The sequence below is a fragment of the Bradyrhizobium sp. genome (assembly GCF_027451485.1).
GTDB lineage: Bacteria > Pseudomonadota > Alphaproteobacteria > Rhizobiales > Xanthobacteraceae > Bradyrhizobium.
Genome location: NZ_DAIDJE010000076.1, coordinates 22684 through 36799 on the forward strand (window position 1 = coordinate 22684; position 14116 = coordinate 36799).

General features: G+C 63.2%; 15 protein-coding genes. 11 read left to right on the top strand and 4 right to left on the bottom strand.

The genetic code is table 11. The features are described from left to right. Positions 1–158 precede the first annotated feature (158 nt). The 7 genes from NEZ08_RS10410 to NEZ08_RS10440 all read left to right on the top strand — a co-directional run bounded on the left by NEZ08_RS10410 (position 159) and on the right by NEZ08_RS10440 (position 5139). Positions 159–356: a twin transmembrane helix small protein gene (locus tag NEZ08_RS10410; RefSeq protein ID WP_298106542.1), complete on the top strand. Its 198-nt coding sequence runs from the start codon at positions 159–161 to the stop codon at positions 354–356. 86 nt (positions 357–442) lie between these two features. Further along, the gene (locus tag NEZ08_RS10415; protein ID WP_298106543.1) at positions 443–1015 is read left to right on the top strand and encodes a cob(I)yrinic acid a,c-diamide adenosyltransferase; all 573 of its coding nucleotides are present in this window, start codon (positions 443–445) and stop codon (positions 1013–1015) included. Between the two features lie 264 nt (positions 1016–1279). Continuing rightward, a complete protein-coding gene (locus NEZ08_RS10420) occupies positions 1280–2026 on the top strand; it encodes an electron transfer flavoprotein subunit beta/FixA family protein (RefSeq protein ID WP_298106544.1) in 747 nt (248 codons plus the stop codon). After that, positions 2026–2961 carry an FAD-binding protein gene (locus tag NEZ08_RS10425; protein WP_298106546.1) on the top strand — a complete coding sequence of 312 codons (936 nt, stop codon included), beginning with the start codon at positions 2026–2028 and terminating at the stop codon, positions 2959–2961. The genes NEZ08_RS10420 and NEZ08_RS10425 overlap by 1 nt, the downstream gene beginning before the upstream one ends. Positions 2962–2998: 37 nt before the next feature. Beyond that, positions 2999–3880, top strand: a complete 882-nt coding sequence (locus NEZ08_RS10430) for a 3-hydroxybutyryl-CoA dehydrogenase (protein ID WP_298106547.1) — start codon at positions 2999–3001, stop codon at positions 3878–3880. A 68-nt stretch (positions 3881–3948) separates the two neighbouring features. Beyond that, positions 3949–4146, top strand: coding sequence for a putative motility protein (locus tag NEZ08_RS10435; protein ID WP_298106548.1), 198 nt, complete (start codon positions 3949–3951; stop codon positions 4144–4146). Positions 4147–4290: 144 nt separating this feature from the next. Further along, positions 4291–5139: a fumarylacetoacetate hydrolase family protein gene (locus NEZ08_RS10440; RefSeq protein WP_298106549.1), complete on the top strand. Its 849-nt coding sequence runs from the start codon at positions 4291–4293 to the stop codon at positions 5137–5139. 30 nt (positions 5140–5169) lie between these two features. Here the strand turns inward: NEZ08_RS10440 and NEZ08_RS10445 are convergent, their stop codons facing one another. Beyond that, complete coding sequence (locus NEZ08_RS10445) at positions 5170–5850, bottom strand: TlpA disulfide reductase family protein (protein WP_298106550.1); 681 nt, start codon at positions 5848–5850, stop codon at positions 5170–5172. 81 nt (positions 5851–5931) lie between these two features. Between NEZ08_RS10445 and argH the strand changes: the two genes are divergently transcribed. From argH to lysA, 3 genes are all read left to right on the top strand, one after another. Next, a complete protein-coding gene (gene argH, locus NEZ08_RS10450; protein WP_298106552.1) occupies positions 5932–7323 on the top strand; it encodes an argininosuccinate lyase in 1392 nt (463 codons plus the stop codon). 100 nt (positions 7324–7423) lie between these two features. Then, entirely contained in the window at positions 7424–7708 is a 285-nt protein-coding gene (locus NEZ08_RS10455; RefSeq protein ID WP_298106554.1) for a lipoprotein, read from the top strand. Between the two features lie 42 nt (positions 7709–7750). Continuing rightward, a complete protein-coding gene (gene lysA / locus NEZ08_RS10460; RefSeq protein ID WP_298106556.1) occupies positions 7751–9016 on the top strand; it encodes a diaminopimelate decarboxylase in 1266 nt (421 codons plus the stop codon). A gap of 149 nt (positions 9017–9165) precedes the next feature. Here the strand turns inward: lysA and NEZ08_RS10465 are convergent, their stop codons facing one another. Continuing rightward, entirely contained in the window at positions 9166–10074 is a 909-nt protein-coding gene (locus tag NEZ08_RS10465; RefSeq protein WP_298106557.1) for an NAD(P)-dependent oxidoreductase, read from the bottom strand. A gap of 230 nt (positions 10075–10304) precedes the next feature. Between NEZ08_RS10465 and NEZ08_RS10470 the strand changes: the two genes are divergently transcribed. Continuing rightward, a complete protein-coding gene (locus NEZ08_RS10470; RefSeq protein ID WP_298106559.1) occupies positions 10305–12851 on the top strand; it encodes a TIGR02302 family protein in 2547 nt (848 codons plus the stop codon). Here the strand turns inward: NEZ08_RS10470 and NEZ08_RS10475 are convergent. Continuing rightward, positions 12845–13225, bottom strand: a complete 381-nt coding sequence (locus tag NEZ08_RS10475) for a response regulator (protein ID WP_298106561.1) — start codon at positions 13223–13225, stop codon at positions 12845–12847. The genes NEZ08_RS10470 and NEZ08_RS10475 overlap by 7 nt on opposite strands. Positions 13226–13265: 40 nt before the next feature. Next, positions 13266–14114, bottom strand: a complete 849-nt coding sequence (locus NEZ08_RS10480; protein WP_298106563.1) for an MJ0042-type zinc finger domain-containing protein — start codon at positions 14112–14114, stop codon at positions 13266–13268. Between the last annotated feature and the right edge of the window lie 2 nt (positions 14115–14116).

A 14116-nucleotide genomic window follows, 5' to 3' on the forward strand; every position in this document is an offset into this window, starting at 1 on the left:
AGCTTCTGATATAATTCCGGAAAAAGCCAGTCTGGCGGTTCAGAAGCCCGTATCATGACTGCAGCGGGTTCGTTGTCGACTCTACGAACTTCAGAATCAGGACACCAGCGTGACACCGGTGATTGGCGTCCCTGCAACCAGAGTGTTAAGGAAGGTCCATGGCTTCTGTCCTTGCTACGTTCATCGTCCCCATCGCGGTGGCTGCGGTTGCTGTGGTGCTGCTCATGGGTCTTATCAACATGGTCCGGGGCGGCTCGCCGAACCGCTCCCAGAAATTGATGCGGTTGCGGGTACTGCTTCAGTTCGTCGCGATCGTCGTCATCATGGCTACGGTTTGGGCGATGGGGCATCGCTAGCTGGTGGAGTGGATTTGACATTCGCTGCCTGCAAGCTCCGGCGAATGTTAGAACCGGGCCGATAGCTCGCCGCCAAGGAGACAGGCATGGTCGTCCTCAATCGCATCTACACCCGAACCGGCGATGACGGCACGACAGCGCTGGGCAGTGGCGAGCGCCGCCCGAAATACGATCTGCGGGTTGCTGCGTATGGCACCGTCGATGAGACCAATGCCGCGATCGGCATCGTCCGGCTCCATCTCGCCGGCGCTCCCGCACTCGATGCGATGCTGGCGTTGATTCAGAACGACCTGTTCGATCTCGGCGCCGATCTCGCCGTGCCCCAGCGTGAAGGCAAGGCGGAGCGCCTGCGCGTCCTCGCAAGCCAGGTCGAACGCCTCGAGCGTGACATCGACCGCCTGAACGCCGACCTTCAGCCCTTGAACTCGTTCGTGCTGCCGGGCGGCACGCCGGCCGCCGCTTACCTGCATCTGGCGCGCACCATCTGCCGGCGGGCCGAACGGGTCATCGTGGAACTTGCGGCCCAGCCGAATGAACCGGTTGGCGACGCCGCCATTCAGTACATGAACCGGCTTTCGGACTTCCTGTTCATCGCCAGCCGAACGGCCAACCACAATGGCGCCGGGGATGTGCTGTGGGTGCCCGGCCAAAACCGTTAGTCGTGCTTGTCGGAAGGCAATTTTTGGCACTTACTGACATTCGCCCCCCACCTCAGCGACCATTTTTGCGAATGATAAAAGCCAAAGGGCCACGAGGAAATACGGGTATCTCGTGGAGTTTTGAATTTGACGTTTGCCCGACGACCTGCCCCCAGAGGGGTGGCGAATGTCGAATCCGCTTCACTGGCGTTGACCGGGATGGGCCGGCGCTTTAGGTTCCGCGCCCTAGCCCGGAATGATTGAAGTTGCAGCGAAAGAGGGTCGATGAAGGTCCTGGTGCCGGTAAAGCGAGTGGTCGATTACAACGTCAAGGTCCGCGTCAAGAGCGATGGAACCGGCGTTGAACTGGCTAACGTGAAGATGTCGATGAACCCCTTCGACGAGATCGCCGTCGAGGAGGCCCTGCGCCTGAAAGAGGCGGGCAAGGCTACCGAGGTTGTGGTGGTTTCGATCGGGCCGGCACAGGCCGCGGAAACCATTCGTACAGGCCTCGCCATGGGCGCCGACCGCGGCATCCTGGTCAAGGCCGAGGGCAACGTTGAGCCGCTCGCCGTGGCGAAGATCCTGAAGGCGGTGGCCGACGAAGAGAAGCCCGGGCTTGTGATTCTGGGCAAGCAGGCGATTGACGACGATTCGAACCAGACCGGACAGATGCTGGCCGCCCTGCTGGGATGGTCGCAGGCGACCTTTGCCTCGAAGCTCGAGGTCGATGGTTCCGATTTCAAGGTGACGCGCGAGGTCGACGGCGGCTTGCAGACCGTGAAACTGAAGGGCCCGGCCATCGTCACCACCGACCTGCGGCTGAACGAGCCGCGCTACGCGAGCCTGCCGAATATCATGAAGGCCAAGAAGAAGCCCATCGCCGAAAAGGGCGCGGCCGATTACGGCATCGACCTGACCCCACGCCTTGAGGTTCTCAAGACGTCCGACCCACCGGGCCGCAAGGGGGGCGTCAAGGTCAAGGACGTCGCGGAGCTGGTGTCGAAACTCAAGACCGCGGGGGTTCTCTGATGATCACGCTGTTGATAGCCGAACACGATAATGCATCGATCAAGGACGCGACCAACAAGGCGTTGACGGCGGCCGCAGCACTCGGCGGCGACGTGCATGTGCTGGTCGCCGGCGAAAACGCCAAGGCGGCTGCGGATGCGGCGGCGAAGCTTGCCGGGGTCAAAAAAGTCCTGCTCGCCGACAATGCTGCTTACGCGCATGATCTGGCAGAACCCTTGGCGGCGCTGATCGTATCGCTTGCCGGCGGCTATGACGCCTTCGTTGCGCCGGCGACCTCGCGCTTCAAGAACGTAATGCCGCGCGTCGCCGCGCTGCTCGACGTCATGCAGGTGTCGGAAATCATCAAGGTGGTCTCCCCCGACACCTTCGAGCGGCCGATCTACGCCGGCAATGCCATCCAGACGGTCAAGTCGAAAGACGCCAAGAAGGTCATCACCGTGCGGACCTCGACCTTTGCGGCGACAGGCGATGGCGGGAGCGCACCGGTGGAGAACGCGGCCACGGCGGCCGATCCCGGTCTGTCCAGCTTTGTCGGCGAGGAAGTCGCCAAGAGCGACCGCCCCGAACTGACCTCGGCGAAGATCATCGTGTCCGGGGGCCGGGCGATGCAAAGCCGGGAGAATTTCACCAAGTATATCGAGCCGCTCGCCGACAAGCTGGGTGCGGCCGTCGGCGCCTCGCGGGCTGCGGTCGATGCCGGCTATGCGCCGAACGATTGGCAGGTCGGTCAGACCGGTAAGGTGGTGGCGCCGGAACTCTATGTCGCCATCGGCATTTCCGGCGCGATCCAGCATCTGGCCGGCATGAAGGATTCCAAGGTGATCGTGGCGATCAACAAGGACGAGGATGCGCCGATCTTCCAGGTCGCCGATTACGGGCTGGTGGCGGATTTGTATCAGGTGGTTCCGGAACTGACCGAGGCGATCGGAAAATAAAAGTAGGGGTGCGACAAGGGACAAGCGGCGCGATAAGATGGCGGTCATGATAAAAAAAGTCGGCGTTATCGGCTCGGGTCAGATGGGCAATGGCATTGCGCACGTCTCGGCCCTCGCGGGCCTGGACGTGGTGCTCAACGACGTGTCCGCCGAGCGCCTGAAATCGGGAATGGCAACCATCAATGGCAACCTGTCACGCCAGGTCGCCAAGAAGGTCATCACCGAGGATGCGCGCAAGCAGGCGCTGGACCGCATCGTGCTGTCCGAAACCATGGATGGCCTTGCCGACTGCGATCTCGTGATCGAGACCGCGGTCGAGAAGGAAGACGTCAAGCGCAAGATCTTTCACGACGTCTGCGCGCTGTTGAAGCCGAGCGCAATCGTCGCGTCCAATACCTCGTCGATCTCGATCACCCGGCTCGCCGCCTCGACCGACCGGCCGGAACGGTTCATCGGCATTCATTTCATGAATCCGGTGCCGCTGATGGAACTGGTCGAACTGATCCGCGGCATCGCCACGGACGATGCGACCTTCGAGGCGGCGAAGGAGTTCGTCACCAGGCTCGGCAAGCAGGTTGCGGTGTCGGAGGATTTTCCCGCCTTCATCGTCAATCGCATTCTGCTGCCGATGATCAATGAGGCGATCTATACGCTCTATGAGGGCGTCGGCAATGTCGAGGCGATCGATGCGGCGATGAAACTCGGCGCTCATCATCCAATGGGCCCGCTGGAGCTTGCCGATTTCATTGGTCTCGATACCTGCCTCTCGATCATGCAGGTGCTTCATGAGGGGCTGGCCGATTCGAAGTACCGTCCATGTCCGTTGCTGGTGAAATATGTCGAGGCCGGCTGGCTGGGCCGCAAGACCCAGCGCGGCTTCTACGATTACCGCGGCGAGAAGCCGGTTCCGACCCGCTGATTCGCTTCATCTCCAGCATTCGTTAACGCTTCTCGCCTAGCCTGCCCGGCAATTGGGGAGTGGGGCCGATGGATGTAGCGAGTTTGGCGCTCAGTTTGATTGCGATGCAGGCGGGAAATACCCAGCAGCAGATCGCGACATCCGCCCTGAAATCGAACATTGATGCCGAGAGATCCTCGGTGCTGACCCTCCTGGGCGGCGCCTCGTCGCCCTCGCTCGCCAATGTCGGTGCCGGCATCGGCGGCAATCTCAACATCTCTGCCTGAGGCGCCTTCCCAAGCCTAGCCCGGACTTAAGCCCCGGCGCGCGGGATGGCCTGATCTGCATATTTCCGGGCGGTCGCGGCATTGCCCGATATCGCCGCATGCGATAGCGAAAAGCCGGCCTCACGCTATTCCCAGGGACATCAAATGAAGTTCGCTAGTTTCAAGATCAATGGCGCCAGCAGCTGGGGCCTTATCGAGGGTGACGACGTGGTCGATCTCGGCGCGGTCGTGCGCGACCGCTTTGCCGATCTGAAATCGGCCATTGCCGCGGACGCCCTCACCGAAGCGGCCAAGTCCGCCAGCACCGCTGTGCGGCACCCGCTTGCCAAGATCTCCTGGCTGCCGGTGATCCCCAACCCCGACAAGATCCTTTGCATCGGCCTCAATTACGAGAACCACCGCAAGGAAACCGGCCGCGACGAGGTCGCCAACCCGACGGTGTTCGGCCGCTTTGCCAACAGCCAGACCGGTCATCTTTCCAGCATCATCCGGCCGAAGGTCTCGACCGACCTCGACTACGAGGGCGAACTCGCGCTCGTCATCGGCAAGGCAGGCCGCTACATCCAGCGCAAGGATGCCTGGGGCCACATCGCCGGCTACGCCTGTTACAATGAAGGCAGCGTGCGGGATTACCAGCGCCACACCCATCAGTTCACGCCCGGCAAGAATTTTCCGAATACAGGCGCGTTCGGCCCGTGGATGGTCACCCCGGATGAAGCCGGCGATCTCGGACCGCTTCGCCTGCAAACCCGCCTCAATGGCCAGGTGGTTCAGGATACAACCATCAGCCAGATGATTTTCGATATTCCGCGCCAGATCGAGTACTGCTCCACCTTTACGCGGCTCGAGCCGGGCGATGTGATCGTGACCGGTACGCCGGGCGGCGTCGGCTCGCGCCGGACCCCGCCACTGTGGATGAAGCCAGGTGACGTGGTTGAGGTCGAGATCGATCGCATCGGTCTCTTGCGCAACAGCGTCGCGGACGAGACATAGCGCCTCTGCAATGCCTTGGATGGGCTCCGCTCAGGAGCCCGTCCCGGTCGCCGCGGTGACCAGCTTGAGGGCGTCGTCGCTGTCCCATTCGGCAGGGCCAGCAATGGTTGCGATTTCGCAGCCCTGGCCGTCGACCAGCACTGAAGTCGGCATGCCCAACGCTCGACCTATCGACTTAAGATCCTGAAAAACCTTGGCCTTCTCGTCACTAAAATAGCTGAGCCGGGTCAGCTTGGCCTCTTTCAGGAAGGTCTTCGGCTTTTCGGGATCGCGGGTATCGATATTGATCGCGACCACTTGAAAATCCTTCCCGCCGAGCTTGGCTTGCAGGCGGTCCAGCGCCGGCATTTCCCTTCTGCAAGGCACACACCAGGTGGCCCAGAGATTCACCAGCACGGTCTGGCCGCGCCAGTCCGAAAGCTTCTTCGGCTTGCCGTCGGCATCCTCGAAGGCGAGGTCCGGCAGCTGCAGCGGCGCCGTCGCCATGGTCAAGGCGGCCACCTCGCCGCGGGCAAGCGGTGCGATTTTCCGCGACAGGCTGACGGCAGAGGCGCAGGCGGCATTACCTGACGCATTGCGCTTGAGGCCGCCAAACCCGTATACCCCGGCAAGTCCGACCAGGGCGCCGATCAGGACCGCCCCGATCACATAGGGAATGCGGCTGAACGGGGCCGGGGCAGGCGAGGGGCTTTCGGGCATATCGTTTGTCATCACGGTTCAGATACGGCTATTGGAGGGCTTCGGTTACACCCATCCTGGCGAAGGGTGCAACAAAGCGGGCGAGCATTGGTCATGAGCAACAAGATGTGGGGCGGCCGGTTCACCGAGCGTCCCGATGCGATCATGGAGGAAATCAACGTCTCCATCGACGTCGATCGTCACATGTACGCCCAGGACATCGCTGCGTCCAAGGCCCATTCCGCCATGCTGGCCGCGCAAGGGATCATCACGGCAAACGATGCGAAAAATATTGCCAAGGGTCTAGACACGATTTTGTCAGAGATCGGCAAGGGATCGTTCGATTTCAAGCGCGCGCTCGAGGACATCCATATGAACGTCGAGAGCAGGCTCGCCGAACTGATCGGGCCTGCCGCGGGCCGCCTGCACACCGCGCGGTCGCGCAACGACCAGGTGGCGACAGATTTCCGCTTGTTCGTTCGTGACACCATCGACGAGACGGATCGGGCACTGGCCGTGTTCCAGCACGCGCTGGCAGAGCGCGCGCTCGAACATGCGGCAACGGTCATGCCCGGCTTTACCCACCTGCAAACTGCCCAGCCGGTCACGTTCGGGCACCATCTGCTCGCCTATGTCGAAATGGCATCGCGTGACCGTGGCCGCTTTGCCGATGCGCGCAGGCGTCTCAACGAATCGCCGCTGGGTGCGGCGGCGCTGGCCGGTACCTCGTTTCCGATCGATCGCGCGGCAACGGCCAAGGCGCTCGGCTTCGACCACCCGATGGCCAATTCGCTCGATGCGGTATCCGACCGCGACTTCGTCATGGAAACGCTGTCAGCCGCAGCGATCTGCTCGGTGCATCTGTCGCGCTTTGCCGAGGAGATCGTGCTCTGGACTTCCCCGCTGGTCGGGTTGATGCGGCTGTCGGACAAGTTCACCACCGGCTCATCGATCATGCCGCAGAAGCGCAATCCCGATGCCGCCGAACTGGTGCGGGCCAAGACCGGCCGCGTGATCGGCGCGCTCAATGCGCTGTTGATCGTGATGAAGGGGCTTCCGCTCGCCTATCAAAAGGACATGCAGGAAGACAAGCCCGGCGCGATGGAAGCATTCGCCGCGCTGTCGCTGGCGATCCGCGCCATGACCGGGATGGTTCTCGACATGGTGCCCGACGAAGCGCGGATGAAGCTTGCGGCCGGCGAGGGCTATGCCACGGCAACCGATCTTGCGGACTGGCTGGTGCGGACGCTGAAAATGCCGTTCCGCGACGCCCACCATGTCACCGGTCGGATCGTGGCGCGGGCTGCAAGTGAGGGCATTGCCCTGCGCGAATTGCCGTTGAAGGCGATGCAGGAGATCGAGCCTGACATCACCGGGGATGCGCTTGCCGTGCTGTCGGTCGAGGCCTCCGTAAAGAGCCGGACGAGTTTTGGCGGCACGGCGCCGAAGAATGTCGCGGCGCAGGCCAAAGCGTGGCTCAAGCGGTTGGAAAAAGAGCGAAAATAGGGCTGCCCTACAATTCTTGATCCGAAATTCAACGGCTTCCAGGTCTCGCCAGAACCGCTCAATCTTTGTATGGTGCGGCCCGCATTGGGGATTTGTTCAAGTGACTCGTGACGTCCGCCCAAATTATCGCTGGGCTCTCATCATTCTGGGTGCCGCGGCGGTGGCGCTTTCCGGTTGCGGCCGAAAGGGGCCGCTCGATTTGCCGCCGACCGCGTCGTCGCAGCTGCCGGCGCAAACTGCCGCCGTCCAGTCGGATACAAACGCGCCGCCGCAGCCCGCCAATCCGAACCTGTTTGCTCCAAATAGCGGCACCGGCACGCTACCCACCGCCGGCCGGGGACCGAAACGGCCGTTTGCTCTCGATCCGCTCCTGAACAGCAACTAAGCTTCGTGCGGCGGAAGTGCCGCCGTCTTTTGGAAAATCACCATGAATCACTTCGATTACCGCAACGGCGTGCTGCACGCCGAGGCGGTTAGTCTGGTGGAACTCGCCGATGCCGTCGGAACGCCGTTTTATTGCTATTCGACCGCAACGCTGGAACGTCATTACCGGGTGTTCAGCGAGGCTTTTGCCGGCGAGAAGGCCCTCGTCTGCTATGCGCTGAAGGCTAACTCCAATCAGTCCGTGCTGCGCACGCTGGCCAAGCTCGGTGCCGGCGCCGACGTCGTTTCGGGTGGCGAACTCAAGCGCGCGCTTGCCGCCGGCATGCTGCCCGAGCGCATCGTGTTTTCCGGAGTCGGCAAGACCGAAGCCGAATTGCGCGCGGCGCTCGCGGCCGACATCCTCTGCATCAACGTCGAGTCCGAGCCCGAGTTGGAACTGCTGTCGCAGCTGGCGAGCGCCGAGGGCAAGACGGCGCGGATTTCGGTTCGCGTCAATCCGGATGTCGATTCCGGCTCGCACGCCAAGATTTCGACCGGCAAGTCTGAAAACAAGTTCGGCATTCCGTTGATGCAGGCGCGCGGCGTCTATGCGCGCGCGGCCAAGCTGCCGGGCATTCGCGTGAGCGGCGTCGATGTGCATATCGGCAGCCAGATCACCGATCTGGGACCGCTTGAAAATGCGTTTCGGCTGTTGGCCGAATTCGTGCAAACGCTCCGCGCTGACGGCCACACCATCTCGCATGTCGATTTCGGCGGCGGCCTCGGTGTTCCCTATCACATGGACCGGGAAGCGCCGCCCTTGCCGTCCGCCTATGCCGCGATGGTCAAGCGGGTCGCGCACAATCTCGGCTGCACGCTGTTGTTCGAGCCGGGCCGGAACATCGTCGGCAACGCGGGAATTCTGGTTTCGCGCGTGATCTATGTGAAGCAGGGCGAGGCCAAGAAGTTCGTGATCATAGATGCGGCGATGAACGACCTGATCCGGCCGACGCTGTACGAAGCGCATCACGACATCCTGCCGGTGCGGGCCACGCCCGGCGGCACGCCGCAAATCACAGCGGACGTGGTCGGGCCGGTTTGCGAAAGCGGCGACTACCTTGCGCTCGGCCGCTCCATGGCGGAACCCCGGGCCGGGGACCTGCTCGCCATCATGACCGCCGGCGCCTACGGCGCGGTGCAATCCGGAACCTACAATACGCGCCCGCTGGTGCCGGAAGTGCTCGTCAAGGACGATCGATATGCCGTGGTGCGCCCGCGCCTTGAGGTCGATGCGCTGATTGCAATGGATAAGCCGGCACCGTGGCTGTGAATTCCGTGCCCGGAACGCGGTGCGGCATGGAGCGACACAACGCGGATCCGGGACACAAGAAAGCAGGGACGCGGTCTATAGCACACCGCCATGGCAGGTCTCAGACGCGCGTAAATGCGCTCATGGCATTGCGGCCCGGGAACTCCAGTTTACTTCCCCGCGATCCCGCCCTTCCCGCCACCGACCACCACGCCGGCCTTCTTTTCGATCGGCTTGATGGCCGAAGTGAAGTCAGAGTCGGCGCCGTTTTCGCGGATCACCACTTCCCACAGCCGGCCGACGGCTTCGGCAACTTCCATCGACAGTCCGAGCGACTTCATCTCGTCCAATGCGAGGCGGATGTCCTTGACCATCAGGCCGGTTGCGAAGCCGAAGTCGAAGCTGCGCGGCAGGACCGAGCGGGGAAACTTGTCGCGGCTTGCCGTGTTCATGCCGGAGCCTGAATTGATCACGTCGATCATGATGGCGGGATCGAGTCCGGCCTTCACCCCCATCACGACGGCTTCCGATGTCGCCACGATCGCGGTTCCCGAAAGGAAGTTGTTGGCGAGTTTCATGGTCTGCGCCGAGCCAGGCTTTTCGCCGATGAAGAAAACCTTGCCGATCACGTCCAGTGCCGGCTTGATCGCTTCGAAGTCGGCGCGCGGGCCCGACACCATGACCGCGAGCGTGCCCTTTTCAGCGCCGCCGACGCCGCCCGAAACCGGGCAGTCGATCTGGATCAGGTTGCGCTTGGCCAGAATGTCGTGGATCCGCACTGCCATTTGCGAGCCGACGGTGGACAGATCGACAAAGCGCTTCACGCGGCTGCCTTCGATCACGCCGTCCTTTCCTGTCGCAACCTCGAGTGAGGCCTGAAGCGAAGGCAGGCTTGCCATCACCGTCTCGGCACGATCGGCCACATCCTTTGGCGAGGAGGCCGCCTTGGCGCCGAGCGCAACCAGTTTGTCGATGACTTCGTTGCGGGAATCGAAAACGAAAAGCTGATGTTTGGCCTCGATCAGGCGGCGCGCCATGGGAAAGCCCATGTTGCCAAGGCCAATAAATCCAATGTCCATGCCTACACCTTGCAGGTTGCCAATTATGCCGCAGGCGCGCTGCGCCTGCGTTGGTCGCGTGCTTGAAAGGAACTTCAAGCAGGCGGCGCCGGTTAAGGTTACGTGGACGTGGAGGCACAGTCACGCCTTCGTGCTATGCGTTAGCCCGGGTGTGGGCTACGCGGCTTGCGTGGATGCCTCACGGTTGCCGTTGTGTTAGGCTTGGATTGCCGGGCAACCTGGAGAGATGATTGAGCGGACCCACCCCCGTTTCGCCGGAGCCGGAACTGGAAAGCGATGCAGTCTCGCGGCTGCGCATCGCGCAGGCGGTGCGGCGGGCTGAATTTGCCATCGCCTGGGAACGGAGCTGGCCGCATCTGGCGCGGTTTCTGACGGTCGCCGGATTTTTTCTGGCGGTATCGTGGGCCGGCCTCTGGCTGATGCTACCCTTTGTCGCCCGTGCGGTCGGGCTGGGCTTGTTTCTGGTTCTGGCGCTCGCCGCGCTCGCCCCTTTGGGATGGTTTCGATGGCCAAGCCGCCAGGACGCGCTGGGGCGGCTCGATCGAGGTACCGGCATTCGCCACCGCCCGGCGACGACACTCACCGACACCCTGACAACGCAGGACCCGGTCGCGCTGGCACTCTGGCAGGCGCAGCGCGAGCGCACGCTGGCTTCGATCCGGCGCATTCGGGCCGGTCTGCCGTCGCCGCGGCTGGCCGTTCACGACCCGTGGGCGCTTCGTGGCTTGATCGTGGTGCTGATGGTCGCAACCTATATCGCGGCAGGCGATGAAAGACGCATTCGGCTTGCCGCCGCCTTCGACTGGAATGGGGTCTTCGCGGCCGATAACGTTCGCGTCGATGCCTGGGTGACGCCGCCGCTCTATACGGCAAAGCCGCCGATAATTTTGTCGGCGGCGAACAAGGAGGCGTCCCTTCCGGCCTCGGGTCCGCTCGCGGTGCCGGTCGGCAGCACGCTGATGGTGCGCTCGAGCGGTGGCGCGCTCGATGTGGTGGCCGGCGGCGGGGTCACCGAGACGGCGCCTACAGAACAGGCTCCCAGGGGGACGAGCGAGAAGCATTTCACCATTACCGGCGACGGAACCGCTCACGTCCGTGCGCCCGCCGGCCAGCCGCAGTGGCGTTTTTCCGCGCTGCCCGATCATCCGCCGACCATCGCGCTCGCCAAGGATCCGGAGCGTCAGGCGCGAGGGGCGTTGCAGCTTTCCTACAAGGTCGAGGACGACTACGGCGTGACCGAGGCGCACGCGCAGTTTGTCGCGCGGAATGCAGCCGGGGACGCGAGGCCGCTGTTCGATCCGCCGCAATTTTCCCTGGTTCTGCCGAATGTCCGCACCCGTAACGGCGTCGGCCAAACCGTCAAGGATCTCAGCGAGGATCCTTACGCCGGCGCCGACGTCAAGCTGACGCTGACGGCCAAGGACCAGGCCGGCAATGAGGGACATAGCGAACCATTCGACATGCGCCTGCCGGAGCGGCTGTTCACCAAGCCGCTCGCACGTGCGCTGATCGAACAGCGGCGCATTCTCGCGCTCGATGCCAATCAGCGCCTGCAGGTCATCGATGCCCTCCAAGCGCTGCTGATTGCGCCGGAACTGTTCATGCCGGAGGTCGGTCACTATCTCGGCTTGCGCAGCGTCTCGCACGAGCTCGAGGCGGCGCACTCCGACGATGCCCTGCGCGCCGTGGTGGCGAGCATGTGGGCGCTCGCGGTCACCATCGAGGACGGCAATATCTCCGACGTCGACAAGGCGCTTCGCGCGGCACAGGACGCGCTCAAGCAGGCGTTGGAGCGGGGCGCGAGCGATGAAGAGATCAAGAAGCTCACCCAGGACCTGCGGGCGGCGCTGGATAATTTCGTGCGGCAGCTGGCCGAACAGCTGCGCAATAATCCGCAAGCCCTGGCGCGGCCGCTCGATCCCAATGCCAAGGTCATGCGCCAGCAGGATCTCGACAACATGATCGATCGCCTGGAGCGGCTGTCCCGCTCAGGCGACAAGGATGCGGCGCGTCAATTGCTCGACCAGCTGGAGCAGATGCTTGAAGGGCTTCAACTCGCCCAGCCCGGGCAATCCGGCGACGGCGACATGGAGCAGGCGCTGAACGAACTCGGCGACATGATCCGCAAGCAGCAGCAGTTGCGTGACAAGACGTTTAAGCAGGGTCAGGATTCGCGGCGCGACCGCCAGCGCGGCCGGCAGCAGGGCGACCAGGCCATGGACGACCTGCAGCAGGATCAACAGGGCCTGCGCGACCGGCTGAAGAAATTGCAGCAGGAGCTGGCGAAGCGCGGCATGGGACCCAAGCAGCGGGGGGAGCAAGGTCAGCAGGGCCAGCAGCCCGGGCAGGAAGGCGATCAGCAGGGTCGTGATGAGGGCGACAGTCTTGGCGCCGCCGATAATGCGATGGGCGATGCCGGTGGCAAGCTTGGCGAGGGCAACGCCGACGGCGCAGTCGATGCGCAAGGCAAGGCGCTGGATGCGCTACGCAGGGGGGCGCAGAACCTTGCCGAAGCGATGCAGCAGGACGGCGAAGGTCAGGGCGATGGCCCCGGCAACCGCGTCGGCCGCCAGCAGGGCAACGGTCAGCAAAGCGATCCCCTGGGAAGGCCTCTGCACGGGAAGGATTACGGTGAAGATCTGACAGTGAAGATTCCCGGCGAGATCGACGTGCAACGGGTGCGCCGGATCCTCGAAGAGCTTCGCCGGCGCGCGGCCGACCCGCAGCGCCCGCAACTTGAGCTCGATTACATCGATCGACTGCTGAAGGACTATTGAGCCTTTTTCCCGGAGGCGAGGGCATCTGCAACAGCGGTGCGGATGTCGGCTACCGAAAATGGTTTGCTGATGACGTCATGCGCGATGGCGTTCAGACCCGAGGCGCGTTCACGCTGCTCGGCATAGCCGGTCATCAGCAAAATCGTCACCTCGGGAAAATCGCGTGCCGCCGAGAGCGCGAGCGCAATGCCGTCCATTACCGGCATCTGGATGTCGGTCAACATCAGGTCGAAGGGGCCGTCCGTCCCTCCCAGGATTTCGAGCGCCTCGGCGCCGTCCGAAGCTGTCGTGACGTTGTGGCCGTCCATCGCGAGGGCGCGCGCCACCAAAAGGCGCATCGATTCCTCATCGTCGACGATCAGAACGCGTGACATCCGTAGCACCGGGTTTGCGAATGCGGTCGAGCGGCTTGCTTCATGCACGGCCGCCGGTCAGGTCTCGCTTGTTGAAGAAGCGAATATCGATGTTGCGGCCGGCGGGCGGAGGTGAGGCAAGCCGCGACTTGAAGCCGGCTTTCTCGCCAGGCCTCAGGATCGACTGTTGGAGCACGGCATTCCAGGCGTAAATCTCGCTCCCCGCGGCGTCGCGTATGCTGAAGCGCAGCCGCGGCACCTCCACCGGCTTGCTCGACTCGGCCGTGACGGCGCCCTCGATCACCAGCATCGGGGTGCCTTCCACCGTCTCGGACGTAACCTTGACGTCCCTGAACTGCAATCCTCGCAGATTGACGTCGAGGCCCACCAATCTGTAAAAGGCAGCTGTCTGTGGCAGTAGCCGCACCACGTCGGCCCGCCAGATCACGATTGCCAGCACCAGGGCCGCCATGGCGGCACAGGCGGTGGCGAGATTGAAGGGTGTCTTGCGGCGGGGCGTAGCACGCTGGGTCTTCGGCTTCATCAACCTGCCCAGCCAGGGGAACCGTCCGGATCGTATCGCCGCTGTGTGCTGATCGTTCTTCGTTTCAGCCTGCCATTCGGCCGAACCCTGCCAATCGCCCGCTATGGAGGGGCTTTCGACATGTGGGGTGTCTTCGGCATCCCCGTCCTGCTCGCGACCCATCGCCTCCCACTCGGCGGCGGCATCCTGCTCGCTGCCGTGCCGGTTTGCGCCCGCGATGGCCGGTCCCTGCTGCGCAAATTCGATCGCGTCTTCGGCCCGGGCCAGCCAAACTTCCTTGCACCGGGAACAGCGGACGGTGCGGCCGGCCTCTCCGAGCTTTGCCGGATCAATGCCATAGGATGTTGAACAATGAGGACAAACGATTG